General features: G+C 37.6%; 21 protein-coding genes and 1 pseudogene. 11 read left to right on the forward strand and 11 right to left on the reverse strand.

From position 1 onward, the window contains the following. Window positions 1-92: 92 nt before the first annotated feature. Entirely contained in the window at window positions 93-275 is a 183-nt protein-coding gene (locus RRU94_RS01745; protein ID WP_315691536.1) for a hypothetical protein, read from the forward strand. Between the two features lie 30 nt (window positions 276-305). Then, a complete protein-coding gene (locus RRU94_RS01750; RefSeq protein ID WP_315691537.1) occupies window positions 306-581 on the forward strand; it encodes a hypothetical protein in 276 nt (91 codons plus the stop codon). 196 nt (window positions 582-777) lie between these two features. Here RRU94_RS01750 and RRU94_RS01755 read toward each other — a convergent pair whose 3' ends face one another. The 3 genes and pseudogenes from RRU94_RS01755 to RRU94_RS01765 all read right to left on the reverse strand — a co-directional run bounded on the left by RRU94_RS01755 (window position 778) and on the right by RRU94_RS01765 (window position 3782). Then, window positions 778-1800: a glycerophosphodiester phosphodiesterase family protein gene (locus RRU94_RS01755; protein ID WP_315691538.1), complete on the reverse strand. Its 1023-nt coding sequence runs from the start codon at window positions 1798-1800 to the stop codon at window positions 778-780. Between the two features lie 349 nt (window positions 1801-2149). Next, a pseudogene (locus RRU94_RS01760) lies at window positions 2150-2815 on the reverse strand (IS3 family transposase); the annotation flags it as partial. Between the two features lie 40 nt (window positions 2816-2855). Next, a complete protein-coding gene (locus tag RRU94_RS01765; RefSeq protein WP_315691539.1) occupies window positions 2856-3782 on the reverse strand; it encodes an AraC family transcriptional regulator in 927 nt (308 codons plus the stop codon). A 186-nt stretch (window positions 3783-3968) separates the two neighbouring features. On the opposite strand from RRU94_RS01765, the gene RRU94_RS01770 reads away from it, so the two are divergent. Beyond that, on the forward strand, window positions 3969-4949 hold the full coding sequence (locus RRU94_RS01770) for an aldo/keto reductase (protein WP_315691540.1): 981 nt from the start codon (window positions 3969-3971) through the stop codon (window positions 4947-4949). Window positions 4950-5158: 209 nt separating this feature from the next. Here the strand turns inward: RRU94_RS01770 and RRU94_RS01775 are convergent, their stop codons facing one another. Together RRU94_RS01775 and RRU94_RS01780 are read right to left on the reverse strand one after the other, a co-directional pair. After that, window positions 5159-6166: a ketoacyl-ACP synthase III gene (locus RRU94_RS01775; RefSeq protein ID WP_315691541.1), complete on the reverse strand. Its 1008-nt coding sequence runs from the start codon at window positions 6164-6166 to the stop codon at window positions 5159-5161. 287 nt (window positions 6167-6453) lie between these two features. Continuing rightward, the gene (locus RRU94_RS01780; RefSeq protein ID WP_315691919.1) at window positions 6454-7368 is read right to left on the reverse strand and encodes a bifunctional helix-turn-helix transcriptional regulator/GNAT family N-acetyltransferase; all 915 of its coding nucleotides are present in this window, start codon (window positions 7366-7368) and stop codon (window positions 6454-6456) included. A gap of 499 nt (window positions 7369-7867) precedes the next feature. Here RRU94_RS01780 and RRU94_RS01785 point away from each other — a divergent pair, with 499 nt between their 5' ends. Further along, complete coding sequence (locus RRU94_RS01785; protein ID WP_315691542.1) at window positions 7868-9103, forward strand: IS110 family RNA-guided transposase; 1236 nt, start codon at window positions 7868-7870, stop codon at window positions 9101-9103. Between the two features lie 549 nt (window positions 9104-9652). Next, complete coding sequence (locus RRU94_RS01790; protein WP_315691543.1) at window positions 9653-10903, forward strand: glutamate-5-semialdehyde dehydrogenase; 1251 nt, start codon at window positions 9653-9655, stop codon at window positions 10901-10903. 464 nt (window positions 10904-11367) lie between these two features. Here RRU94_RS01790 and RRU94_RS01795 read toward each other — a convergent pair whose 3' ends face one another. Continuing rightward, window positions 11368-12021 carry an IclR family transcriptional regulator gene (locus RRU94_RS01795; RefSeq protein ID WP_315691544.1) on the reverse strand — a complete coding sequence of 218 codons (654 nt, stop codon included), beginning with the start codon at window positions 12019-12021 and terminating at the stop codon, window positions 11368-11370. A 129-nt stretch (window positions 12022-12150) separates the two neighbouring features. On the opposite strand from RRU94_RS01795, the gene leuC reads away from it, so the two are divergent. From leuC to RRU94_RS01820, 5 genes are all read left to right on the forward strand, one after another. After that, a complete protein-coding gene (leuC, locus tag RRU94_RS01800) occupies window positions 12151-13551 on the forward strand; it encodes a 3-isopropylmalate dehydratase large subunit (protein WP_315691545.1) in 1401 nt (466 codons plus the stop codon). Further along, on the forward strand, window positions 13548-14135 hold the full coding sequence (gene leuD, locus RRU94_RS01805) for a 3-isopropylmalate dehydratase small subunit (protein WP_315691546.1): 588 nt from the start codon (window positions 13548-13550) through the stop codon (window positions 14133-14135). The genes leuC and leuD overlap by 4 nt, the downstream gene beginning before the upstream one ends. An 80-nt stretch (window positions 14136-14215) precedes the next feature. Next, entirely contained in the window at window positions 14216-14548 is a 333-nt protein-coding gene (locus tag RRU94_RS01810; RefSeq protein ID WP_315691547.1) for a LytR/AlgR family response regulator transcription factor, read from the forward strand. Window positions 14549-14612: 64 nt separating this feature from the next. Next, window positions 14613-15536, forward strand: coding sequence for an AEC family transporter (locus RRU94_RS01815; protein WP_315691548.1), 924 nt, complete (start codon window positions 14613-14615; stop codon window positions 15534-15536). A 264-nt stretch (window positions 15537-15800) separates the two neighbouring features. Then, entirely contained in the window at window positions 15801-16571 is a 771-nt protein-coding gene (locus tag RRU94_RS01820) for a class I SAM-dependent methyltransferase (protein WP_315691549.1), read from the forward strand. Window positions 16572-16958: 387 nt separating this feature from the next. On the opposite strand, the gene RRU94_RS01825 is transcribed toward RRU94_RS01820, so the two are convergent. Then, on the reverse strand, window positions 16959-18599 hold the full coding sequence (locus RRU94_RS01825; RefSeq protein ID WP_315691550.1) for a sensor domain-containing diguanylate cyclase: 1641 nt from the start codon (window positions 18597-18599) through the stop codon (window positions 16959-16961). Between the two features lie 1007 nt (window positions 18600-19606). Further along, complete coding sequence (gene arr / locus RRU94_RS01830) at window positions 19607-20023, reverse strand: NAD(+)--rifampin ADP-ribosyltransferase (protein ID WP_315691551.1); 417 nt, start codon at window positions 20021-20023, stop codon at window positions 19607-19609. Window positions 20024-21074: 1051 nt separating this feature from the next. Here arr and RRU94_RS01835 point away from each other — a divergent pair. Beyond that, on the forward strand, window positions 21075-21182 hold the full coding sequence (locus tag RRU94_RS01835) for a YjcZ family sporulation protein (RefSeq protein WP_315691920.1): 108 nt from the start codon (window positions 21075-21077) through the stop codon (window positions 21180-21182). Window positions 21183-21343: 161 nt separating this feature from the next. Here RRU94_RS01835 and RRU94_RS01840 read toward each other — a convergent pair whose 3' ends face one another. From RRU94_RS01840 to RRU94_RS01850, 3 genes are all read right to left on the reverse strand, one after another. Next, on the reverse strand, window positions 21344-21766 hold the full coding sequence (locus RRU94_RS01840; protein ID WP_315691552.1) for a hypothetical protein: 423 nt from the start codon (window positions 21764-21766) through the stop codon (window positions 21344-21346). Window positions 21767-22021: 255 nt separating this feature from the next. Then, a complete protein-coding gene (locus RRU94_RS01845; RefSeq protein WP_315691553.1) occupies window positions 22022-22669 on the reverse strand; it encodes a ParB N-terminal domain-containing protein in 648 nt (215 codons plus the stop codon). 324 nt (window positions 22670-22993) lie between these two features. Beyond that, the gene (locus tag RRU94_RS01850) at window positions 22994-24169 is read right to left on the reverse strand and encodes an MFS transporter (protein WP_315691554.1); all 1176 of its coding nucleotides are present in this window, start codon (window positions 24167-24169) and stop codon (window positions 22994-22996) included. Window positions 24170-24208 lie beyond the last annotated feature (39 nt).

A 24208-nucleotide genomic window follows, 5' to 3' on the forward strand; every position in this document is an offset into this window, starting at 1 on the left:
TCTACAAAATTAGGGATAACTTCCTTAAATTACTTGTTATTACCTTATAATGATTTTTCTTGCAAAAGTATATTTATGTAGAATATTGGCTTATGCGCAAAGGTTTAGGGGAATGGTACTTTATGGTGCCGGGAACCGAAGATACTTTCAGCTACATAGAAGGGATCTACACACACAGGTTAACACCTGACTATTCCATTGAAATGGGTAAGCGCAGCATCAAGCCAGGATATGCGGTGCTCAATCTGCCGGCAGTCTATTCCCTTACCTACTAAACGATGGATATGCTTTATCAGCAAGTTCCGGTGGCCAACTTGTATATGGAGCGGCTGAATGACTATTGGATCATTCATATGAAAGATGCCCGGTTAAATGGTGTTTCGGTTGAGTTAGCTGACTTTATTAAGCGGTCGGCTAAACAAGGGCGTGTTCGCTACGTTCCGGAATATGAGGCACTCAGCATTGAATCGGAGGAGGAATTGTTGTCGGTTTCCCTGTCCGTAGTAGATATTAAGGATTGGCTGTGGAAAAAAGAGAACAGACTGGCAAGAGTATGTAGGATAATGCAGCAGAAATATTAGAAGAAGTGTATCGGAGAGAACCAAACTTGATTTCATAAAGTAAACCTTACAGCTACACCAGAATTGAAAGCCGAGTTTCTTCCTTCTCATGAGATGTAGCTCTTGTCATAAAAAAGCACCCCAACTGTTAGATTGTGTCTAACAATTGGAGTTGCAGTTCAATCAAAGATTCTTTTTTCGCTATTGTATTCATTTATTATTTTAAAGCTTTGTATTTCTTCGGCAGCTTAAAACCATGCTCTGCCATGACTTTCCGGAGGCGATCCGGATAATCGGTGATGATACCGTCTACACCGTCATCCACGAGTTTATTCATTGTAGCTTTATCGTCTACTGTCCATGGGATGACCTTCATACCTGACTGATGTGCATCATCTACCATCTTTGCTGTTACATAAGGTTCATAGTTCTCATCTGTAATCTTGCCGTTTTGGGGAAATCCGTGTACCGGTGAGATCGCATCAGCTCCGAACGAATGAGCAGCCGCAACAAGGTCTCCTCCGAAGTCATCTATATCGATGCCTCCAAGCCAAGGTGACGCTCCCGGCTGTCCTGGCTGCAGGAATTGAGGACCGTTTGTCAGTGCCACGATCGGAAGGCTTGGCTCGACTTCACGCATCATCATTAGAGAACCCCAGTCAAAGCTTTGAATCGAAACCCGGTCGAGCATTCCCGCCTCACGAACTTCACGGGCTACAATATGGACAAAATCTTCACGTGGAGCCGTCTCCTGTGGAGCACCTGCTTCAACTTTTGTTTCGATGTTCATCCAAACCTTTTTCGCATCATACTGTTTTACCAGATCAAAAACGTCAGTCAGCAAAAGCATTTTTGCTCCGGGACTCGTCACCTGTCCAGGGTATTGCGGCTTACTCAACGAACCGCAGTCCATCGTGCGGACCTGCTCAAGGGTTAGGTCTTTTATGTATTTCCCCACATAAGGATACTCCGGGTCATTTTCAAATGCAGGAGCTGTATCCTTACAGACTGCGTTTGATATCTTTCGATCATGGGTAACCACCGCTTTATCGTCCTCAGTGATCTGTACATCGAGCTCGAGCGTACTCACACCAAGTTCCAGCGCATGTGAAAACGATGCAATAGAAGATTCAACAGTGAGTCCCATGCCCCCACGGTGTGCTTGCAGGTCGAACCCTTTTGGACCAAAAGACGTTTCGGCTGCAGCTGCCGCCTGCCCTGAAACTATAATTGAACTCATCGTGAGTACAGCTATAGTTGAAGATATTACTTTTTTTCTGATCATTTCCTCATCCCCAAACTCTTAAAATAGTTTTACATGAGAAGTATACAGAGCCAATGTAAAGGAATATGAGTAGAATCTATAAAGAAATGTAAATAAAAACAGGGAGAAGATCTCCCAAAAAAGAATAGCCACTTTGATAGCACCTGCAAAATAAAAACAAAACTAAGCCTGTCTTATCCACTAGTATTAAGATTAGGGGAGTCAAATGATGGTTGGATGGAATTACAGATTGACAGAACAAATGAAAGACTGTAAGAAGGGGCGGTCCACCGTAAGAAGTTTATTGTGGATTGTCAACACTAAATCAGGCAGCTTTTTTAAGGGCCGATCGTTTGTATTCAATTGGGCTTACATAGCCTAGTGTTCCATGAATACGAAGCTTGTTAAACCAGTTAATATAATCACTGAATTCAAGTGCAAGATGCTCCAGGCTATCAAACTTCATCTGGCTGACAAACTCTGTTTTGATGATTTTAAACGTGGCTTCCGCCACGGCATTATCATATGGACAGCCCTTCATGCTTAAAGAGCGGCCAATCTGGAAGGTCGCTAAAGTCTCATCAATTAGCTGGTTTTTAAACTCACTGCCACGGTCGGTGTGGAACAGCTGGATATCTCGCATATCACCCTGGATAGAAGAAAAAGCCCGTGCGACAAGGTTTGCATCTTTATTTGGTCCTGTACTGAAGCCAATGATTTCGCGGTTAAAGAGATCGACAAAGATACATACGTAATGCCATTTGTTTTTGACTTTGACGTATGTTAAATCACTGACGACTACTTTTTTGGCTTCTGTCTGCTGAAACTCACGTTTCAATTCATTTGCCTGAGCTGACTCATTACAGGAAGATTTCTGTGGTTTGAACTGTGCCACTGTATAGGAAGAAACAAGCCCTTGTTCCTTCATGATGCGCCCAATACGTCTCCTGGAGACTATAAATCCACGCTTGTGCAGTTCGACTTTGATCTGACCTTAATTTTTCTGTCCAGATAAGTGTAGACGCTCCACTTCACAATCTGTTACTTTTCGTAATATAAACGTCGTTCTCTCTCATCCTGTTTAAATCTACTCTAGGTGGAAAACCAAACATTCGGGAATATTCTCGACTGAATTGCGATTGACTTTCGTACCCCACCCTAAATGCAACTTCGGCTACATCTGTTGATTCAGCTAATAATAAGCGTCTAGCTTCCTGCAATCTTAATTGTTTTTGAAACTGAATGGGGCTCATAGCTGTAACCTCTTTAAAATGTCGATGTAACGATGAGAGACTCATATTCGCAATTTCGGCAAGCTCTTCTATTCGAAAAGGTTTTTCAAAATTATTCATGATATGGTCTATAACCTCTCTTATTCTAGAGGCATTGCTACCTTCTAAAGCCATTTGCTCAAGTGCTTCACCATGTGGACCTTGTAAAATCCAATAAATAATTTCTTTTTTATACAATGGAGCAAGAATAGAGATATGTTTTGGATTCTCTAATAAACGAGCTAATCTAAGAACTGCATCTAACAAAGATGGTCCTACTTTGCTAACGAACATAGCTCGTTTAGTGTTCTTACCCTGTCCAATTTGATAATCTGTTTCATTTAAAACCTCTAATATTTGGCTTGGTGTGAATTCAAGTTTTAGAGCTAAATAGGGAGAGTCTATTGAGGCTTTGCATACTTGACCTGTTACTGGCAAGTCAACTGAAGCCACAATATAGTGACCAGGACCATACAAAAATCGTTCCTCTCCAAGCAACACCTCTTTCTCTCCTTGGAGGATAATGCAAAACGACGGCTCGTTAACTCTAGAAATAGGTTCAGTAATAATGGATTCACGTATGACAAATAAAGATGGAATAGGCGTAGGGTGAACATCGTCCTGTTTTGAAAAGTCTTCAATGAGTTTAGCAAGTTCACGTTGGTGTTTGTATGTTTTCTCAGACATAACTTGTTCTCCTTTTTTTCATCTTCGTTCATTATATCCAATAATAAATTCTTCAGTAAGATGCTTTTAGAGGATTAGGCAAAAACTTAGTAGGATTGTGATAATGGTTTCTTTATTTTTATGACATAATTAATTGTATACAGGTCACGATAAATGTGTCTTATTAGGAAAGAGAGGAACAATTAAATGGAGTATGTGAAACTTGGTAATACAGGCTTAGATGTATCTCGATTTTGTCTTGGATGTATGGGTTTTGGAGATGCTACCAAATGGCTTCACCAATGGGTACTTAATGAAGAGGACTCTCGCCCCGTTATAAAAAAAGCACTTGAATTAGGGATTAATTTTTTTGATACAGCAAATGTATACTCCCTTGGTACAAGCGAAGAATATCTTGGACGAGCTCTAAAGGATTATGCGAATCGTGATGAAGTTGTAATAACAACTAAGGTACACGGACAAATGCATAAAGGTCCAAATGGTTCTGGTCTTTCCCGAAAAGTAATTATGAGTGAAATCGATAACAGTCTTAAGAGGTTGGAAACTGATTATGTAGACCTCTATATTATCCATCGTTGGGATTACAATACCCCTATTGAAGAAACGATGGAAGCTTTACATGACGTGGTGAAGGCTGGAAAAGCTAGATACATCGGTGCTTCTGCCATGTTCGCTTGGCAGTTCCAAAAGGCATTACATGTGGCAGAAAAAAATGGTTGGACGAAGTTTGTGTCCATGCAGAACCATTTAAACCTAATCTACCGTGAAGAGGAACGAGAAATGCTGCCTCTTTGTAAGGAAGAGAAAATTGGTGTCACTCCATATAGCCCTCTTGCATCAGGAAGATTAACGCGTGACTGGTCAGTAACAACGCATCGTTCCGAGACAGATCAGGTCCAAAAGTCTAAATATGATGCAACTGCTGATTCCGACCGATTAGTTGTGGAGCGTGTTGGATCTATTGCAGAAAAACACGGTGTACCTCGTACACACATTGCACTTGCTTGGCTACTACAGAAAGAACCAGTAACAGCTCCTATTATTGGGGCTACGAAAATATCGCATCTTGAAGATGCTGTAGGAGCTTTGTCAGTTGAGCTAACCACTGAAGAGATTGCATATCTTGAAGAGCCATATGTACCTCATCCAATAGTAGGTCATAATTAATTAGATTAAATTGTAGAGGAAAACCCAATTTTCCATAGTAGGAAAATTGGGTTTTTACATTAAGATTTTTTTATATTGCTTTGTGAAGAGATGTACTTAAACTATCCTGCCATTTAGTTGAAGAAGAAAAAAGACCGGCTGGAACAGCAACCGATTCTTCAACTCTTGCCCCCGATAGTTTAAGTATAATCCTTCACAATCTTTTTACGTTACAACGGTGTAGGAGTATTAATTTGTTCGTCAAAATCTAATTCTAAAAGTTGACCTGCGTGAACTAAACCAGATCCAAAACCGTACATAAGAACTCTGTCTCCATTTTTAACTTTTCCCTCACGGATTCCAAGGTCAAGAGCTAAAGGTATAGTTGCAGCAGAAGTATTTCCAAAGTTGACCAGGCTATAAAGAGTTTTTTCCATTGGGAATTTTAATTTCTCGCAAATCGGTTCGATTAATCGTAAGTTAGCACTATGAGGTATAAACCAATCAACTTGTTCTAAACTCGTTTTCGTTTTTTCTAAAATTTGTTTTACATTATACGGAACATTCCTTACAACCCATCGAAAAACTTCCCTGCCGTTTTGTACAAGATATTGAGTATCGAGTAACTCAATGCCATTGACCTTTTTTGATAACCCAGGACGGTATACATGCTGTGCTCCGCTTCCGTCACTTCCCAAATTGAACTCAATAAAACTTTTTGATTGTTCATCCTTTTCAACCAATACCGCACCAGCACCATCACCAAATAAAATACATGTACTTCTATCGGTATAATCCGTAATTTTTGAGATTGTATCTGCTCCGATAACAAGCACCTTTTTGTGGAGTCCAGAAGCGATAAAAGTATGAGCTGTATGCAATGCATAAACAAACCCTGCACATGCCGCACTTAAATCGATGGCCCCTGTTTGAGCAATATTTAAACGGTCTTGTATGATACTTGAAACAGAAGGAAATGGGAAATCTGGTGTGCTTGTTGCCACAATAATCATATCTACATCTTCAACTTTTTTATTATATCTTTGCATTAAATCTTTTACGGCAGCTTCACATAAATCACTCGTAAATTCATCAGGACGGCTAATTCTGCGTTCATGAATTCCTGTTCTTTGAATAATCCACTCATTATTTGTGTCAACCATTTGCTCAAGCTCAAAATTTGTTAACTTTTTTTCGGGTACATATGTACCAATAGCAGTTATTCTCGCACCTACCATAACATCCACCCCGTATTTTTTATTTATACACTGGTATTAATACCTAGTGCTAATTATATCGGTTTATATTATTGAAAATCAATTTAAATCCTTTTTTTATAAAAAATGGTTACTCCTTATTGAAGTAACCTGCTCCGTTTGTTCAATAAGAAAAGGAGGTGCCGCAGCTACCCCCATTCTTCATCTCAAGCCCCCGTTAGTGGAACAAGAATAAAATTATTAAAGCTCAACATCATATACATTTTGAAGCTTTTCAATAGGGGTTCCGATAGGAAAGGATTGTAAAACTATAACAATTCTAAATCCCACCGTTCTTCCACAAGCCTCTGCCCCCACAATAATTGTTCCTCTTTTGTTTCAGTAATCTTAAATCCAAATTTTCGATATAATCGTCGAGCTGTCGTCATGTTGCTTACAGTCCATAAAAGTACCCGTTCATATTGTTGTTTCTTGCAGTAATCAAGTAATGTTTGAACTAATTGTGTACCTACTCCTTTTCCACGCATGGACGATTCAACAATGAACCATCTTAAAATAGCCGTTTTTTCATTTTCTTCAACTAATCCCACACAACCTGCAAATTCCCCGTTATCTTCCGCAATCCAAATTTTTTCGATTTTCGCATCAAAGGTCTCGTGAAGATAATCTAGAAATGTTTCATCAAACCCATGGTTATCTGCATAAAAAGCTCTTTGTGTTTCAATGATAAGCTCTTTATCTTCGGCAGTATTACCTTCTCTTATGGAAATAATTGATTCTTTTTGATCAAGAGGTTCCGACAAAATCATTTCAATTGTTTTCATTGCCTTGATAAGCTTTTGTTGATTGTTGATATCTATATTTCTTAGTAAAAATTCAATTTTCTGGTTGGATTCGTTATCTAAATTCTGGTATATTTTTTCTCCTGTTTCAGTTAAATGAATAAAACAAGTACGACCATCTTTCTCCCATTTCTGTTTATAGATCATATTTTGTTCTTCAAAACGTTTTAGTATTCTACTCACATAACCACGATCTAAACCCAGTTCTTCTTGCAGTACCTTTGCTGTACAATTACTTTTACTTTTAATCTCAAATAAAATTCGTATTTCTGTCAAAGAAAGAGGACTATCATATACTTTCTGCTTGAGTAAACCAAGAACATTAGTATAAAAGCGATTAAACTTTCTAACTTCAGATACGCTTGAAACAGTCGGTTGCATCATACTTAAATAACCCCTTTAAACTATAGTGATTGACTTTGTCAACTATTATAAATAGCATAAAACAATATAGTTGTTAAAGTCAACTATATTGTTTTATGCTTTTACAATGGACTTGTTAGTCAATATTAAAATGAATAAAATTTGACTTATAATAAAATGTTCTTCTTCCACTAAACTGCCAGTTTGTTCAATAAGAAAAGGAGATGCCGCAGCTACCTCCTTTGTTAAACTAAAGCCCCCGTTCGTATTATAAGGTCAGCCAGAAAAGAAAATATTTCTGGTTGACCATTTTTTATATGGTTTTATGATAACGGTAGCCGGGGTAGAACGTAAGCCCCCGTGGGACTTGAGATCCCGTCAAGTAAACAGTTCGCCCCCTACTTGCTTAAACATGTTTTGGCTGGTTGGGACCAAGATCTCGTATAACAAGCGAAGCTATGACACTGCAAGAAGGATTAGGGGTTACCGGCAATATTCGTATTGGAGGAGATAAAGAATGGATCCAGTGGTTGGTCTGGATATAGCCAAAGGTGAAAGTCAAGTTCAAGCGTTCTTGGAAAAAAAGAAGCCTTACAAAGGCAGTTTTAAAGTGGCACATACCCTTGAAGGACTAGAGAGCTTACACCAATACCTAAGAGAAATCGAAGACTTAACAGGAATTCGACCTCCGGTCGTTTTAGAGTCTACTGGGCATTATCATACACCCGTTGTTCAGTATTTCGAGGAAAAAGGTTATTTATTAATTATCATTAACCCACTCATCTCTTATCGAGCAAAGAGCTCTTCTTTACGCAAAGTAAAGACGGATGTACTTGATGCTTATCATCTTTGTGAGCTGTATTATAAAGAGGATTTGGAGCCTCATAAAAAACGAGGAATCCAACTCTTAAATCTTCGTAATCTTACAAGACAACACGCAAATATAACAGGCATTTATGTACAAACAAAACTTCAATTTCAAGCAGTGCTCGACCAGGTATTCCCCGAGTATCGAGGCGTTTTTGGGGATTTATATTCAGGTGTTTCTTTACTAACTCTATTGGAATATCCTACATCGGAAGATGTTTTGGCAGCTGATGAAGCAGTGTTAACCAATAAAATCGATGAATTATGTAAAAGCCGTTCTAAGAATTGGGCAAATACTCAGGCAAAGAAGCTGATAGAAGCAGCAACTAGAAATCCCTTTCAGAAAAACCTGTATCAAAGCCATATCCTCAGCATCGAAATGTACATCAAAATGCTTATAGAGTACCAAAAGCATCTATCTAAGCTTGAAGATGAGATAGATGCTTTGGCAAAAGAAATGGAAGAATATAAGATTATCCAATCAATCCCTGGTATCGGAGAAAAAATCGCGGCAACGATTATTTCTGAAATTGGTGAGATTGATCGGTTTAATCACCCTAAAAAGCTTGTAGCATTCGCTGGAATCGATCCCAGTATCTATGAGTCTGGTCGATTTAAAGGCACTGTAAACCGGATTACGAAAAGAGGTTCAAGTAGATTACGTCATGCCTTGTATATGGCCGTTCGATGTGCCATCCGTGATTGTCGTAAAAAGAAAACAACGAATGAAATCATCCCGAGAAATAAGAAACTGCGTGAGTTCTATGATAAAAAACGGGAAGAAGGAAAGCCTTATAAAGTAGCTGTAATCGCATGTGCCAATAAGCTCTTACAGTGGATATATGCCCTTTTAAAAAGCTATTCCACATTCCAAGATATAGCTTAAATAAGAAATAAAACAAAACCATACAAAACCTTCCAATTGTTTGAATTAGGAAGGTTATTTGGCATGGCTATTTTTAGTATAGCATGAACAATTTCAAGTTTTTATTGAAAAATGTTGACAAACTATTAGCTGGTTTAGTTGAACAAAAAAAGAGATGCTTATTAAACAATCGCGCCCGTTTGTTGAAGATCGTTTTCAACTAAAGCCCCTGTAGTTGAAGTTTAGGAACGATTAAAATGAAGATTTACAACGTTAATAAATTGTCTATATACAGGTTTTTATTCAGATAATACACCTACAGTGTTTTCTGCAAAATCTTGAAAAGTCTTTTTGTAGCTATGTTTATTTACCTTTACATAAAAAGCTGTATAAACAATATTAAAAGAAAAAGCAAGTGTACGATAAAGACGTTTGTAATAAATGGGTTAGTTAATCCCAAAATGTTGATTGCTAACACTTTATCTATGTTAAAATATAAGTAATTTTTTCATAAGAGATAAGTGTTGTCTCTTTCCCCAAAATAGAGATAACGAGAAGGAGGAAGAGCAATTGAACAACGAAGTGATTCAAAAAGCAAAGTTGGTAAAAGAAGCTAGTGTTAGTCTACAAGGTAAAACAACTCAACAAAAGAATCAAGCACTACAAGCCATTTCAGAACAACTATTAATAGATCAAGCTTATATTTTAAGTGAAAATGAAAAGGATATACAAGAAGCGAAAGAAACGAATATATCAGCTTCGATGCTGGATCGTTTAACCTTGAATGCAGAGCGTATTCAAGCGATGTGTGATCAAATTGAGTTAGTCGTATCATTACCAGATCCAATCGGAGAACAGCTAGAACAATTTAAGAAAGAAAACGGTCTAGTTATTAGCAAGCGACGTGTACCGCTTGGTGCATTAGGGATGATTTATGAGGCTCGTCCTAACGTAACAATTGATGCAGCAGCTTTATCTTTAAAAACAAGCAATGCCGTATTATTACGAGGTTCAGCTTCAGCTAAATTTTCAAATCGTGCATTAGTAGCTTCTATTCACAAAGCTTTACAACGAGTATCTTTCCCAGAAAACGCCGTGTTATTAATTGAAGACACATCTCGTGAAAGTGTGAAAGAATTGTTCCATTTAACTGAGTATTTAGACCTTTTAATTCCGCGAGGCGGGAAAAATTTAATTGATTTAGTCGTAAATGAAGCAACTGTACCTGTTATTCAAACTGGCGCTGGCAATTGCCATGTATATGTAGATGCAACAGCTCAATATGAGATGGTTGTACCCATTATTTTAAATGCGAAAACGCAGCGTCCGTCTGTATGTAACTCGATTGAAAATTTACTATTACATCAAGATTTCTTTAATGAGTATGGGAAAGAAATTTTAGAGGCATTAGCAGATGCGAATGTGGGTATTTACGGAGACGAAAAGGTGTGCAAAGTTTTCCCGAAAGCGATCCTAGCTACAGAAGAACATTACGCAGAAGAATTTTCAGATTTATTGATCAGCATAAAGGTTGTAGATACTGTAGAGGAAGCTATTGCTCACATCAATCAATTTGGTACACAGCATTCTGAAAGCATTATTTCCGAGGATGCTACAAATGTAGAGCGATTTTTAAATGATGTGGATGCAGCCGTTGTCTATCATAATGCATCAACGCGATTTACAGATGGATTTGAATTTGGATTTGGTGCTGAAATTGGCATTTCTACACAAAAATTGCATGTAAGAGGACCAATGGGATTACCTGCATTAACAACAACAAAATTTTATGTGCAGGGCAATGGTCAAATCCGTGAATAATTAGTTTAAGTTATGAGGCTTTAGCATTATACAATTCCTTTCGTTTAGATTTTTCTGATCGTCTAATTAAAGTTCAAAAGTAAGCTCGCTCATTATCATTCTAATGAGTGAGCTTTTTCATTCTATATGCTACTGAAACTACTTTTATTTAACAAGCTCACCTCTTTAATAAAAACAAAAACGCACCTAAAGTGGTGTTTGGTAACATTGCATAAAATGCTTTTATTCAATAATATGGCCCGATTGTTGAACAAGCTTAAACATCTTTCTTAAACTAACCTGCTTCGTTAGCTGAACAAGAAAAGGCTGCCGAGATATTAAACAAAATGAACATAAAAAGAAGCACATCCACTAGGTGTGCTTCCTCCTTTTCCTCTCTATAGATTTTTAACTTGCAAGTGTTTGTGCAATTAAACCACAAAAGTGGCGGCGGATAACATTCTTCTGTAAACAAACACTTTATTTTAACTTTTTAGCAGCTGTTCAATTTCCCTTGCTGCATTAATTACATGTTCAGATAGGATTTTAGACGGCTCTGTCCCTATGCGTGAGATCGGGCCACTGACGCTGACAGCGGCTCTAAGAGTTCCTGTTTGTGAAAAAATGGGAGAACTAACACTGGCTACTCCTTCTACCCGCTCAGCTACACTTTCAGTCCATCCTTGTTGCCTTATATCATTATACTTTTCGTGGTCCTTATATTTTTCTGACCAAACTTTAAATACCTTCCCAGCTGAACCAACATCTAATGGAAATACCGAACCAACCGGTACTGTATTTGTTAATCCTAATTTTGGTTCAACAGAGGCAATACATATCCGCTTATTACCCTCCTTTACATAAAGCTGGCTGCTTTCTCCAGTTAATTTCGTTAAATTGATTAAGCTGGGCTTTGCTAATTCTACAAGCCTTTTTGAAGAAGATACTTCTCCCCATCCTGTAATTCTTGAACCTAATAGATACCCCTCTTTGTTTTTCATCACTAAATGATGACCTTCCATAGCAGTTAATAATCGGTGAGCGGTAGAACGGGAAATTTTTGTTTCTTGCACAATTTCGTTTAAATCTGATGGACCTTTTTCCGCCAAAAGTTCCAAGATAAAAACAAATTTATCCAAAACTCCCACTCCACTGTTGTATTTTCCATTTACTTCATTTATAATCATATTATTCATAATATGAGAATTATATCTCACATAGCGGGATAAATCAAGCGGTTGTAAAAATTTTTAAATGGGGGAATCGTTATGAATAAACCAAAGACGCTTTTTGATAAGGTATGGGAAAAACATGTAGTAAGAAGTAATACTGGAGAGCCCGATTTACTTTATATCGATTTTCATTTGATGCATGAAGTTACATCACCTCATGCCTTTAATATGTTGAGACAGATGGGCAAGAAAGTTCGAAGACCTGACTTGACGATTGCTACAATGGACCATCAAGTTCCGACTACTAACTTAGACCAGCCTGTAAAAGATCAGGTTGCTGCTGAGCAAATGAACGCTTTACATAAAAACAGCAAGGAATTTGGTATTCAAATGTTTCCATGGGGAACTCAAGGACAGGGAATCATCCACGTTATTGGTCCTGAAAGAGGACTAACCCAGCCTGGGATGGTAATCGTATGTGGTGACTCCCACACTTCTACCCACGGAGCATTTGGTGCTTTAGCATTTGGAATTGGAATTAGTGAAGTTGCTCATGTTTTAGCCACACAAACCTTGCCTCAAAGAAAACCAAAAACGATGGCTGTTACGCTTGAAGGAAAACTGCCTAGTGATGTAACTGCTAAAGATTTAATTTTGGGAATACTTAAAAAAATTGGTACAGATGGCGGAGTTGGACACGTAATTGAATTTCGTGGTGAAGCCATTCGTTCTCTTTCTATGGAAGGAAGAATGACGGTATGTAACATGGCTATTGAAGGGGGCGCACGTGCAGGAATGATTGCTCCTGATGAAGTTACATTCAATTATCTAAAAGGCAAGCCAAATGCACCACAAGGAGAAGCGTGGGATCAAGCAGTACAGGCGTGGAAAACACTTCATTCTGATGAGGGAGCAGAATTTGATAAGGAAGTTATCATAAATGCTGCCGAACTAAAGCCTTTTGCAACTTGGGGAACAACACCAGCCCAGTCTATTTCAATTGACAGTGAAATTCCAATGCCTAAAGATGCTTCTGAGAAAAGAGCTTTAGAATACATGGGACTTAAACCTGGTATGTCAATGAAAGACATTGAAGTAGACGCTGTATTCATCGGTTCTTGTACAAATGCCAGAATGGAGGATTTACGAGCAGCAGCTGCTATCGTGAAAAATCGAAAAGTAAAAGACGGGGTCCGTGCTATTGTGGTACCTGGTTCTATGAATATTAAAAAGATGGCCGAAGAAGAAGGCTTAGCCGATGTATTTAAAGATGCAGGTTTTGAATGGCGTGCTGCCGGCTGCTCAATGTGTGTAGGAATGAATGATGATGTTTTAGAGTCTGGGCAACGATGCGCATCTACTAGTAATCGTAATTTCGAAGGAAGACAAGGCAAGGGTGCCAGAACACACTTGGTAAGTCCAGCTGTCGCTGCTGCTACAGCTGTTATGGGACACTTTGCTTCTTTATCTGACTTAAAAAAGGAGGTCTTTCAATGAAAGCCGTTAAAAAAGTTGTAGGAAAAGCACTTCCACTAGGTTTATCAGATGTAGATACCGATCAAATTGCACCAAGTGATGCAATGAAGTTTTCAGAACGCGGAAATTTTAGTGATTTCCTTTTTAGAGATTGGCGTGAAAACCCTGACTTTATTTTAAATAAACCAGAACACAGTGATTCAGTCATTATTCTAGCTGGTGAAAACTTTGGCTGCGGCTCAAGCCGGGAACATGCTCCTTGGGCACTTCAAGATTACGGTTTTAAAGTAATGGTAGCCCCTTCTTTTGGAGACATATTCAAAAACAACTGCTCAAAGGTTGGATTAGTTACCGTAGAGTTAGCGGACGATATTATAAAAGAATTAATTTCCTTAGTAGAAAAAGATCCAAGCATTCAGGTGAAAGTGGATGTGGAAAATAAGACGCTAAGCTGCAAACATATAGAAGTAGAATTTCCTTTAGATGATTTCACACGTTATCGTTTGGTCAATGGACTGAATGATATTGACATAACATTGCGGGATGAAGACCTGATCAATAGTTATGAAGAAGGAAGAGCAAGCCATTTACCTAAGGTAAAGTAAACTAACCGAGTAAATGCATTTGCCTGATAAGCAAATGCATTTACTCTATCTAAAAATAACTAAGAAAACAGGTGTCAAAATTGGAAGTTTCCATCAATTCAGATAAAATTGTGGTGGTAAAAAGAGGACAAGTTGTCTTTATTCCTTTGGAGGATATATATTACATTGAACGGTTAAATCAATGTTCTTTTATAAAAAGCAAAGGAAATAAAGTTCCTGTCCGAGTACCATTAAAAAAATTAGAGGAATTGTTACCCAGTAACTTTGTTAGATCACACCGGGCATTTATTATCAATAAGTCATGTCTACAGGAACTAATTAAACAAGATGAAAACAACTACGAAGCAACCTTTTTCGATACAGAAAAAACAGCAATAGTATCCAAAACATATTTAAACAGCTTATTTTCATAAATAGTGACTGAAAATGCTGCAGCAAACTTAGTGGTTATCATGAGCATAGAAAGGATCTCTCTGTATGTTTCAAGCAGTTTTTTCTACCCTATACCAAATTATTGTTCCAATTTCGATACCAGTTATTTGCGGAGCACTTCTTAAGTACTTTAAAGACCTTGAAACAAGACCACTAATCACGATTTATCTATATTTTTTAAGTCCTGCAATTATTTTAGATACTCTAACAACAGCTGAGATTTCTTTTGATGATGTTTATAAAACCGTTACATATTGTATTCTCAATCTTTTAGTACTCTGTTTAGCAGCTAAAATATTAGGTAAGTTAATAAAATTACCTTCTTCTGAAAACGCGGCCCTTACTATGGTGTCTACATTAACCAATAGTGTTAACTATGGTCTCCCTCCTGTACTGCTTGCTTTTGGCAGCAGCGGACTGGATAAAGCATCTGTTTATGTTGTTACTCAGATGATTCTTGTAAATACCATTGGAGTATATTTTGCAGCGCGTTCTCAATTTTCTATTATTAACGCTGCAAAAGCAATTTTTTCACTTCCCGCTATATACGCAGCCCTGTTAGCTATATTTCTTCGCTTAAATGAATTTCATTTTCCTAATGCTATTGCAAATGGTATCTCAATGGTATCGTTAGCTTATTCCCCCATAGTCTTGGCTATCTTAGGTGCACAGATGATGAGTGTTAAATTTAATAAGCTGAATCGAAATGAAGAATCAGCTTTTTGGTCTGGATTGTTTATTCGATTGATTTTGTCACCTTTTATAGCTCTGTTTTGTCTCTATATCTTAAACATTGAAAGTACGTTGTTTTTAGTTCTTTTTATCCTGTCCTGCATGCCAGTAGCAGTAAATGCAGGTGTTTTAGCTGAAAAATTCAACTCATCATCAAATATAGTGGCAAACTGTATACTATGGACAACTCTTGCTTCGTTCATAATACTGCCCATCCTTATTACAGTAGTAAGGTAATCTCATATTTTAAACCATGCGTGAAATAATTAGCCTCTACTTTAAAATAGCAAATTGTCGATAGAACTGTTTTCGAATCTCGACCTTTGAAAACAGTTCTATTTTTTCTTTTTGCATTCATTATTTAATTTTTCTTTTGCTTTCTTACGCAATTCTCAAGAATAAAGCTTCCATAAAAATCATAATTATGTATTTTAGGAAAATAAATGAATTATAGCGTATACTATGATTATTGGCTTTTTAATATTGAAGGAGTTGTATAAAATGAGCTCAGTAAATGTATGGGATGCAGATTTGTACGATGATAAATTAGGTTTTGTGTCTGACTTTGGAAAGGGATTAATTGATCTGCTTCAACCGCAAAAAGGAGAAAACATCCTTGATTTAGGATGTGGAACAGGTGATCTTACATATGAAATTTCCAAATTAGGCTCTCTTGTGACAGGAATTGACTTCTCAACGGAAATGATTGAGAAGGCACATAAAAAATATCCTGATCTTCTCTTTAAAGTAGAAAATGGAGAAACATTTAGAACCGACACAAAATACGATGCCGTTTTTTCGAACGCAGCTCTTCATTGGATGAAGCAGGCTGAAAAGGTAGTTGAATCGGTTAGCTTAGCCTTACGCCCAGGTGGACGCTTTGTGGCAGAGTTTGGAGGGCAAGGAAATGTTCAAACTGTTATTCATGGTATAACAGAAGTGCTCTCTAAAGATTATAAGATGGATGTTACAGAAAGAAACCCTTGGTATTTTCCTAGTATAGGAGAGTATAGTACACTGCTAGAAAAGTACGGCTTTAAAGTATCTTATGCCCTCCATTTTGACAGACCTACTCCTTTAACAGATGGAGAAGAAGGACTGAATCATTGGTTAGACAGCTTTGCAGATGATTTTTTCCCTGAGTTCTCTAAGGATGAAAAAACGATTATCTACGGGAAAATAAAAGAGAAGATAAAGACTGATCTATACAAAAATGATATATGGGTGGCTGACTATAAACGAATTAGAGTTATTGCTACGAGAGACTGCTAAAATACTGCAGAACAGTAATAAACCTCAGAGCCCCTTTGTGCCCTCTGACATCTTCTTTGATATACAATAAAGGCTTAATGTCCGGCAATTTCATAAGAAAAACGGGGTAGAATCATTATCGTATCCAATAAGAGAGGTAATAGATGTATATTTAAAAGAGAAAAAAGAAATGGATCTATTTTAAGTAATTAAAAAAAGGACTAGCTTAACATAAAATCCTTTACTGATTTCTGAATAAACTTATAAAACCACTTTCCTGTAGAGCAGTTATGAGAAAGTGGCTTTTTTTATATCATCTTTACTTTTTGAACAGAGTTTTACTGCCTTTCTGTCTTAACAGCACTCACACTCGCCATACAAACGAGTGGCCTCTCTTGAAAGGTAAATTCACATATCATATTTTATATCATAAAAAGAAAATTGGTTTTTCCCTCTTTTTTTTGACATATATAGTGCCTGGTCGGCCAATCGAATCACTTTAAAAATATCTCTTTCATGAGATGGCCATACAGATGCACCAACACTGCATCCAATTTGAACTTTTGTCTTTTCAATACTAAAAGGCTCTCTCAAAAGTTTTACGATCGTTTCTCCGACCTGCTTCCCTTTTTCAATTGGATTGCACATTGAGGTATTCAGGACAACCAAAAACTCATCTCCTCCAAGCCGGCTGATAAATGATTCACCTATATTACTTTTCAGTCGGCCTGATACCAATTCCAGCAATAAATCACCGGAGTGATGTCCAAGACTGTCATTTACTTTTTTAAATCCATCCAAATCTAAATATAAAAAAGTATAGGTTTGGTTCCCTGTCTCCTGATCTGTTCCTTTTACTATTTGGTTGATATATTGATCTAGACCGATTCGATTAGGCAAGCCTGTCAGTTTATCATGGTGAGCTAAAGTCGCCATATGGCCCAGTTCAGATTCGGTTTTCGATAAGTTGTGCAAAAGATTGCTCAACGATAAAGAAAGGATTTCTACATCTTTGATGCCTTTATAAACTGGAATTTCTACTCTTCTTCCTAATAAAAGCTGATCGGCTGCTTGCGATATATTATGTAACGGCTTTGCTAATATTCCTGCTAAAAACCATCCTAAAACAGCAAAAATAACTGCCATCAGAGCTCCCAGCAAAAGAATATATATTTTTAAATCCTTCACAGAAGCAAAAGCCGATTCCTCAGACTCTCGAACGAGGATTATCCAGCCTAAACCCGGATAATCTTCATAGCCATCCCCTAATGCAAATCCTGTTAAATATTGCTTTCCGTCTGGCCATTCTTCTAGTATCCATCCATCTTTTTTAGCTTGAGCACGCTTTATGCTTTCCAAATTTAACGATTTGCCAATAAAAGATTTTGGTCCTAAAATAACCGTGTTATTACGTGGACTTACAATAAAAATTTCCTGATTTTTATTTTCTTTTTGAATAGAGCTTTTGAGAGATTCTTTGATTTCACTTGCCCACGCCCAGCTCAAATGAGAGGCTAATACCCCCTTAAATACTCCTTTATCATCCATAATCGGCACACTAATATCCACAAATTGCAAAGGCTCGTTTGTTGGATTAGGCAGCAATTTAGCCAGGAGGACCGCATCATGTACATCACCAATAAAAGGATGCTCGATCGCTTCCTCATAAACGGGACGTTCTGAAATAGACTTGCCTTTTAATATTTCATTTGTGGCTGCTTGAACTATCCCTTTCTTATCTGTTACACCTACCCATGTAAAAGAAGGAATCTGGACTTTTAACTGATCAAGAAGAAGCTGTGTTTCTGCTGTGTCCCCTTCACGCAACGCTTTTAATATACTCAATACTTCGATTTCATTAAAACGAGACCACATGTAATGATCCATTTTATCGGCTAATTCAAAGGAAGTTTCCCCAAGTGATTCTCCGACCTCATTTTTAATAATATTTGTTGATTCAGAACCTATTTGACTGCTTAATACGATAGTTAAAATAATAATAAGGGCAGCAAATAGAGCCGAAAAACAAGCCCGCAAACTAATCTTCATACTGATTGATTCCCTTTCTATAAACCTGTTCCTTATATATATCGCCTCTATTTAGGAAGTTAACAGCATTTATGTACTTAATTTTGTAACTTACCTCTTAAAATGCTGACCGTTACTACAAAATAAAAAGCACCTGTATAAAAACGGGTACTTCCCTTTCAAAGCAATATAATTCCTTGATATGCTCTTCTTAAGTAAACAGTAGTGTTGCTTTTCTACACTGTCCACTTAAGGGGGAGCATATCATTACTTTATGTTGCATTCACAATTTATTAATATACCAATTTAGTTTCCTTACAACTCAGTATCTTTGGCTTCATGGGCAAGGATTTGATATTTGTCTTCCTGCACTTTAATTAAAAAACATTATCTTTTTCATTAACTGAATAGATTTCGCTTCCTTCCTCAAAGGCATTGGAACTCCATTCCTCTTCTGGTAGGGTATCCTTGTCCAATTGCTGCTTTACTTCTCCTACTTTTTCTTTCACAGTAAATTTATAGTCTGTTAAAAGATTTTGCCCATAATAGTGCTTTCCTGGAGCGTCTACACTTGGTATGGAGCAGATTTAAAACAAGAACAAGTCGGATTTACGGATCGGGTCGACGCTATTTTGCCCTTGTCTGGCAGCCATTAAAGAACACTCCATTTCGATTCATTATATTGTATTTGAAGATAAGCAGCCAAATCAAAACGGGCTTCACTCCTTGAAAAGCAAGCGATGAAGCCCGTTTTCTCTACCGGTTTTGAATGCAACATAATACCCTGTTATCGGCAGTGAAAAGAGGGTTGGGCGCCTTCTAGGTACCCAACCCTCTTCGAATATAACATGATAAACATTTTGCTTCACTCAGCCTTAATTAATTCAATAAAAAAGGACCTTTTTTTCTTAAAAGGCAACAGAGATGACTTTAGAACGCTCTATAACGAAATAAAAATCGACCGCTCCTTTTGAACTTTGTTGAAGTCTTTAATTCGGCATTTGGCTAGAGTTCTAATAATGTGAGGATCAATCGTATATTACATTTTTTCCTTCTTCACTTAACTTTTTTAAAGATGTAAGCATATGATTTATTTCTTCATCGGAATGCCTTTCCCATGAACTTAATTCAGCTATTATTTTCAAAGGAGATTTAGATCTATAAGAACGTGTTGGGTTTCCAGGAAATTTTTTGTCAGTTAAGTTCGGATCATTTTCAAAATCACCTAATGGTTCTACAATATAAATTCTCTCTTTTGAATTAGATTTTGCTAATTCAGCACCCCATTTAGCAGCGTTTAATGTTCCAGTAAAATAGATATGGTTAGATTTTTTATCCTGATAATTGGATAAGTACAAAGGTTCAAGCAGGTCTCCAATTTTCAGTTCTGCTTTAGTACCATGAAAAAACGGGCCAGGATCTAAGACATTTTTTTTGTCATTCATATAGCCACACCCCTTATACTTTTAGACTTACGTATAACAGTATAAGGCAGGACATGCGTAAAAAAACAGTCTATAAATAAGCCTCAGATAGGGTTATAATGTAAGTAGAGACTAAGATGTTGTCAGAAACAAAAAGTCCATTTTTTGATTTAATGGTCAATCTAAATGTAACTTAATTGCATTTTTGTTGCATATTATAGAGAATTTCTTTCTGATCAAAAACAGTCCTGTTCTTTTTTAAAGTAACAAAACAATATGATTCCCCTGCTTTTCTTTCGTATTGGCCCCACCTACGCCAGATACCTTGACGGCCACCTTTGCCATCCTACCCAATGTTATATTCTTTGATTACTTTATTAATTATATACCCTTAAAATTATGGAATGTTATACGAATAAGCCGATCTAGGATCATAAAATCAAGTAATTCAATTTACTTACACTTTCGATATATTAAAACCAAAAAAGGCAAGTATTCAAAAGAGTACTTGCCTTTTTTAGTGTATATGTTAAAAGAAACGGGCAAAAGTGTGCCCATCACTTTTGCTCAATAAGTGTATGCCTGTCCAGATGAATATATCCCGATAAATCGCTTGGTTTTTTAAATCAAACTACATAAGAAAAAAGAAGACTGCTCCGCCAGTCCTCTTTTTTATCTACGCTCCTGGAGGAGAGGTAAATTCAAAAACATTTCTTTATCCTTGCTCCATATTCTATGCGATCTCCCTATATAGGTTCTATATGTGTTTCCAGAGGAACTTGCCAAAGCGATATAATTGCATTTTTGTTGCAATTGATTAGTACAGTTTTTATCCATAATGCATTTTTAGATTCATTTAGGAATCCAGAGCAACAACTACCACTAAATAAAATGAGCCGACCTATTATTCTCTTTTAAAAAAAGATTATTTAGCAGGGACAACCGCTTAATCCAATGCGCTTCTCCGCTCATACTCTATAACATAGATTCAATTATTATAGATTAATTCCGAGAAATTGATTTATATAATTGTTTCGCTATCCTTCTGCAAAGGAGGTGAAATAGTATGGGTATGTACGGTTCCGGTGGAGGCGGAGGCGGCTACGGTAGTGGCTTTGCGCTGATTGTAGTTCTGTTCATTCTTCTAATCATTGTTGGTGTTTCATTCGTTAACTATTAATTAAAAAATGCCCCGCGCCATATCCTTCCTATCTTGAATACTGCCGTCAGGCGTCATTTCATCGACTCCCTAGCCCAGAGTTCTCAATCACCTAGAAATGGCGCTCTTATCGCTGCGGATCTCTTTCCGCGGCTTTTTTACGTGCAGCGCCCGGCGCGGCGTCATTCAGCCTTCAAAACGGCAAACATCTGCTCATAGTCGGCGAGGGCTTTCCGGATATTCTCCAGCCGCTGCTGCGTCTTTTCCTCGTCTTCTTTCATACGCTCAAAGCCTTCCTCAATCTCTTTAGTTCGATCGTGTATAAGCGCCCATTTACCGCTCTCATACGAATAGTCCTCGACATAGGTGCCGTGTATCCAGACGCGGATACGAGAGTTATTGCCGCCGCTACTAAAGGCGACCTCGCGATCCGTGCCGACATAAGTAGTGTAATGATTTTCGCCATTTAAGACGCTGTATAACTGATAAATCCTCATGATGTAAATTCCTTTTTGCTGTTTATTGTTTTTTCGAGCGGGTAAAAAATACCATGCGACGATGCACAACATCTTGGATACCTCAACAGTCGTTGCATCATTACTCATCTTTTCCCGCCGCGGAGTCGCGACCGCGGCCTTTTTTTATTTCTTTGGTTTAACTTCGCGTCGAAGCGGGTAAACTGATATTCGGAGTAGCTCCCCCGCTACCTCCTGCGAGTGCTACATAATCAGTCTTTGCCGCGGTGAATACCGCGGCTTTTTAGTGTAATATTTTCACGATATTGCGAAAATACTAGGCTCTGCCTGGTCTAATACTGAAAGTGATAGCACGTTTTCCTTATGCTCTTCTGTTCTGGCTATTTAGCTTTCTATACTTATTTTTTCGTACATAACAGGGACTGTTTTTATTCCTAGCTTTTCAGCCACAATATAGCGCTTGTACCCATCGGTTAACACCTTGGTTTCGCGATTAATCGTAATCGGTTCGTCCAAAATGCCAGCCTGTTCTACATGGTCGATCACCAGCTGTGTCTTATACGGATTCGGTCTTGTCTGCAAAAAGGATTCGGGAACCTGGATCTGGTCCAGCGAAATAAAATCTTCCGTTCCTTCTGGTCCTTTCGGCTGTTCCTCTGCTTTGACTTCTTCTTTTTTCTCCTGCTCTTTCCCTGGTTCTTTCTCTGCGTTTAAAGCTTCTTTTTGCTTTTCTGGAATCACAGAAACCTGAAAGCAAACGATACCGATCTCGCCCGGACAATCATCTACTGGAACGTCCAGCGTGGGTTCTCCCTGTACCATAATTTTCCGATTCTGAATATTTTCTTCTGTTAATCCGGCTTTCTTTAACTGCTTCTGGTTAATAAAAACGGTATATGTAATGGTTGAGCTTGTTGGGAGTCCCTTCGGAGCTGCTGGAGAACCCTTTTCCCCCATATCGAATGTATAGAAATTCTTCTTCAGTCGTAATGCACTCACTGGCTTGCCCGTTAACGTAATTTTATGCGCCATACTTTTCTTTTCCCCTTTAACAGATTAGTATTTTACCGAATTACAGTACAAGAAATCTTTTTAAGATTTATCAGTTGAAAAAGCGTGAAAAAAATTCTTTTTCTTCTCCGGCTGTTATGCTTTTTCTTGCTGTATTAACTTCTTTGCTCTCTATACCAAAATGAATTAAGCTGATCAAACTAAAAATATACAAGAAACAATCGATTTACGCGTTATCTTATTAAAACTATTAATACTAATTTCAAAAAACTTCTTCTTCGTTAGCACAATAAGAAAAGGCTGCCGAAATGACAGCCGAGATATTAAACAAAAGCCCCCTATAGTTTAAGTACGATTCTTCACATTGTAATTTTTCTCTTTTTTTGTTTCTTGGACCTTTTGGTTACTAAGGACAAAACTAATAATTGCTGCAATGCTGCAAACATATGGCAGGAAAGGATAACCCCAATTAGATATGACATAACCACCAATGATTGAACCAATGGTAATACCAATATACAGAGCCGTATTATTCCACGCCATAATAATCCCTCGTTCCTTGGGATATTCGACTGTTAATCGTGCTTGGTATGATGTAAATCCTGCATACCCAACCAAAGCCCATATAAACAGAAAGAAATAAATCCAATCCCCAGATGAGAAGAATATTCCTAAACAAACGAGTATAAGGGTCAATAAAATTAGCGTAGCTTTAGAAATCTTCTTTTCTCCAAACCTGTCTGTGAATTGTCCACTTATAAGACTTCCTAAAACAGCACCAATACCATAAAAAGTAACAGCTAATGCGATTTCTGATGATGTGAATCTATTTTCGGAATAAAGAGCCGCACCTAAGTAAACATAAAGAGCATACATTGAAATCGCCCAAATGGTGGTAACACTTACTGAACCAAGTATTCTTGGCAGATTTCCTTCTAATAGATTTTTTGTTACATTCCTTTCAGGAACATATTTCCACGCTTTGAAATTTACTACCGCCAATAAAGTCCCTATAATAGCCATTACAACAAATACTGAACGCCAACCAAGAAAATGCTCTAGTAACGTACCGATTGGTGCTCCTGCCCAAAGAGCTGTTAAATGTCCTGAAACAACAATAGAAAGCCAAGTTCCTCTCCGATTTGATGGTGCAATATCCCCGATAATGGCATAAATTAAAGGAGTGATTGCAGCAACCGCCAAACCAGCTAAAATACGACTAATGATTAACCAGGTAAAAGAAGGTGAAAAAGCAGTTAAGGCATTAGAAAAGGAAAATAACAATAACCCAAATGTAATAAAAATCCCTCTTCCATTTTTATCTGAAGCCCAACCAAAGAAAGGTGCTGCAATAGCATATGTTACAGCAAAAACAGTTACCATCCATCCTGTCATCGCTGAACTAACACTATACGCTTCCGAAATGAACGGCAGTAACGGGGATACTACAAATAAATCTGTACCCATTAGAAACAAAGTTATCCAACCAACACTTAAACTGACTTTCCCTTGCAAGCCCATTACATCCCCCATTTACAATTATTATTATATGTATATTTT

The sequence above is a fragment of the Domibacillus sp. DTU_2020_1001157_1_SI_ALB_TIR_016 genome, assembly GCF_032341995.1.
GTDB classification, from domain to species: Bacteria; Bacillota; Bacilli; order Bacillales; family Domibacillaceae; genus Domibacillus; species Domibacillus indicus_A.

What these genes read in the sequence shown, in the direction of transcription:
- RRU94_RS01745 (WP_315691536.1), top strand. Translation starts at nt 93, where the DNA reads ATGCGCAAAGGTTTAGGGGAATGGTACTTTATGGTGCCGGGAACCGAA.
- RRU94_RS01755 (WP_315691538.1), bottom strand. Translation starts at nt 1,800, where the DNA reads ATGAGTTCAATTATAGTTTCAGGGCAGGCGGCAGCTGCAGCCGAAACG.
- RRU94_RS01765 (WP_315691539.1), bottom strand. Translation starts at nt 3,782, where the DNA reads ATGTCTGAGAAAACATACAAACACCAACGTGAACTTGCTAAACTCATT.
- RRU94_RS01770 (WP_315691540.1), top strand. Translation starts at nt 3,969, where the DNA reads ATGGAGTATGTGAAACTTGGTAATACAGGCTTAGATGTATCTCGATTT.
- RRU94_RS01775 (WP_315691541.1), bottom strand. Translation starts at nt 6,166, where the DNA reads ATGGTAGGTGCGAGAATAACTGCTATTGGTACATATGTACCCGAAAAA.
- RRU94_RS01780 (WP_315691919.1), bottom strand. Translation starts at nt 7,368, where the DNA reads ATGCAACCGACTGTTTCAAGCGTATCTGAAGTTAGAAAGTTTAATCGC.
- RRU94_RS01785 (WP_315691542.1), top strand. Translation starts at nt 7,868, where the DNA reads ATGGATCCAGTGGTTGGTCTGGATATAGCCAAAGGTGAAAGTCAAGTT.
- leuC (WP_315691545.1), top strand. Translation starts at nt 12,151, where the DNA reads ATGAATAAACCAAAGACGCTTTTTGATAAGGTATGGGAAAAACATGTA.
- leuD (WP_315691546.1), top strand. Translation starts at nt 13,548, where the DNA reads ATGAAAGCCGTTAAAAAAGTTGTAGGAAAAGCACTTCCACTAGGTTTA.
- RRU94_RS01815 (WP_315691548.1), top strand. Translation starts at nt 14,613, where the DNA reads ATGTTTCAAGCAGTTTTTTCTACCCTATACCAAATTATTGTTCCAATT.
- RRU94_RS01820 (WP_315691549.1), top strand. Translation starts at nt 15,801, where the DNA reads ATGAGCTCAGTAAATGTATGGGATGCAGATTTGTACGATGATAAATTA.
- RRU94_RS01825 (WP_315691550.1), bottom strand. Translation starts at nt 18,599, where the DNA reads ATGAAGATTAGTTTGCGGGCTTGTTTTTCGGCTCTATTTGCTGCCCTT.
- arr (WP_315691551.1), bottom strand. Translation starts at nt 20,023, where the DNA reads ATGAATGACAAAAAAAATGTCTTAGATCCTGGCCCGTTTTTTCATGGT.
- RRU94_RS01835 (WP_315691920.1), top strand. Translation starts at nt 21,075, where the DNA reads ATGTACGGTTCCGGTGGAGGCGGAGGCGGCTACGGTAGTGGCTTTGCG.
- RRU94_RS01840 (WP_315691552.1), bottom strand. Translation starts at nt 21,766, where the DNA reads ATGAGTAATGATGCAACGACTGTTGAGGTATCCAAGATGTTGTGCATC.
- RRU94_RS01845 (WP_315691553.1), bottom strand. Translation starts at nt 22,669, where the DNA reads ATGGCGCATAAAATTACGTTAACGGGCAAGCCAGTGAGTGCATTACGA.
- RRU94_RS01850 (WP_315691554.1), bottom strand. Translation starts at nt 24,169, where the DNA reads ATGGGCTTGCAAGGGAAAGTCAGTTTAAGTGTTGGTTGGATAACTTTG.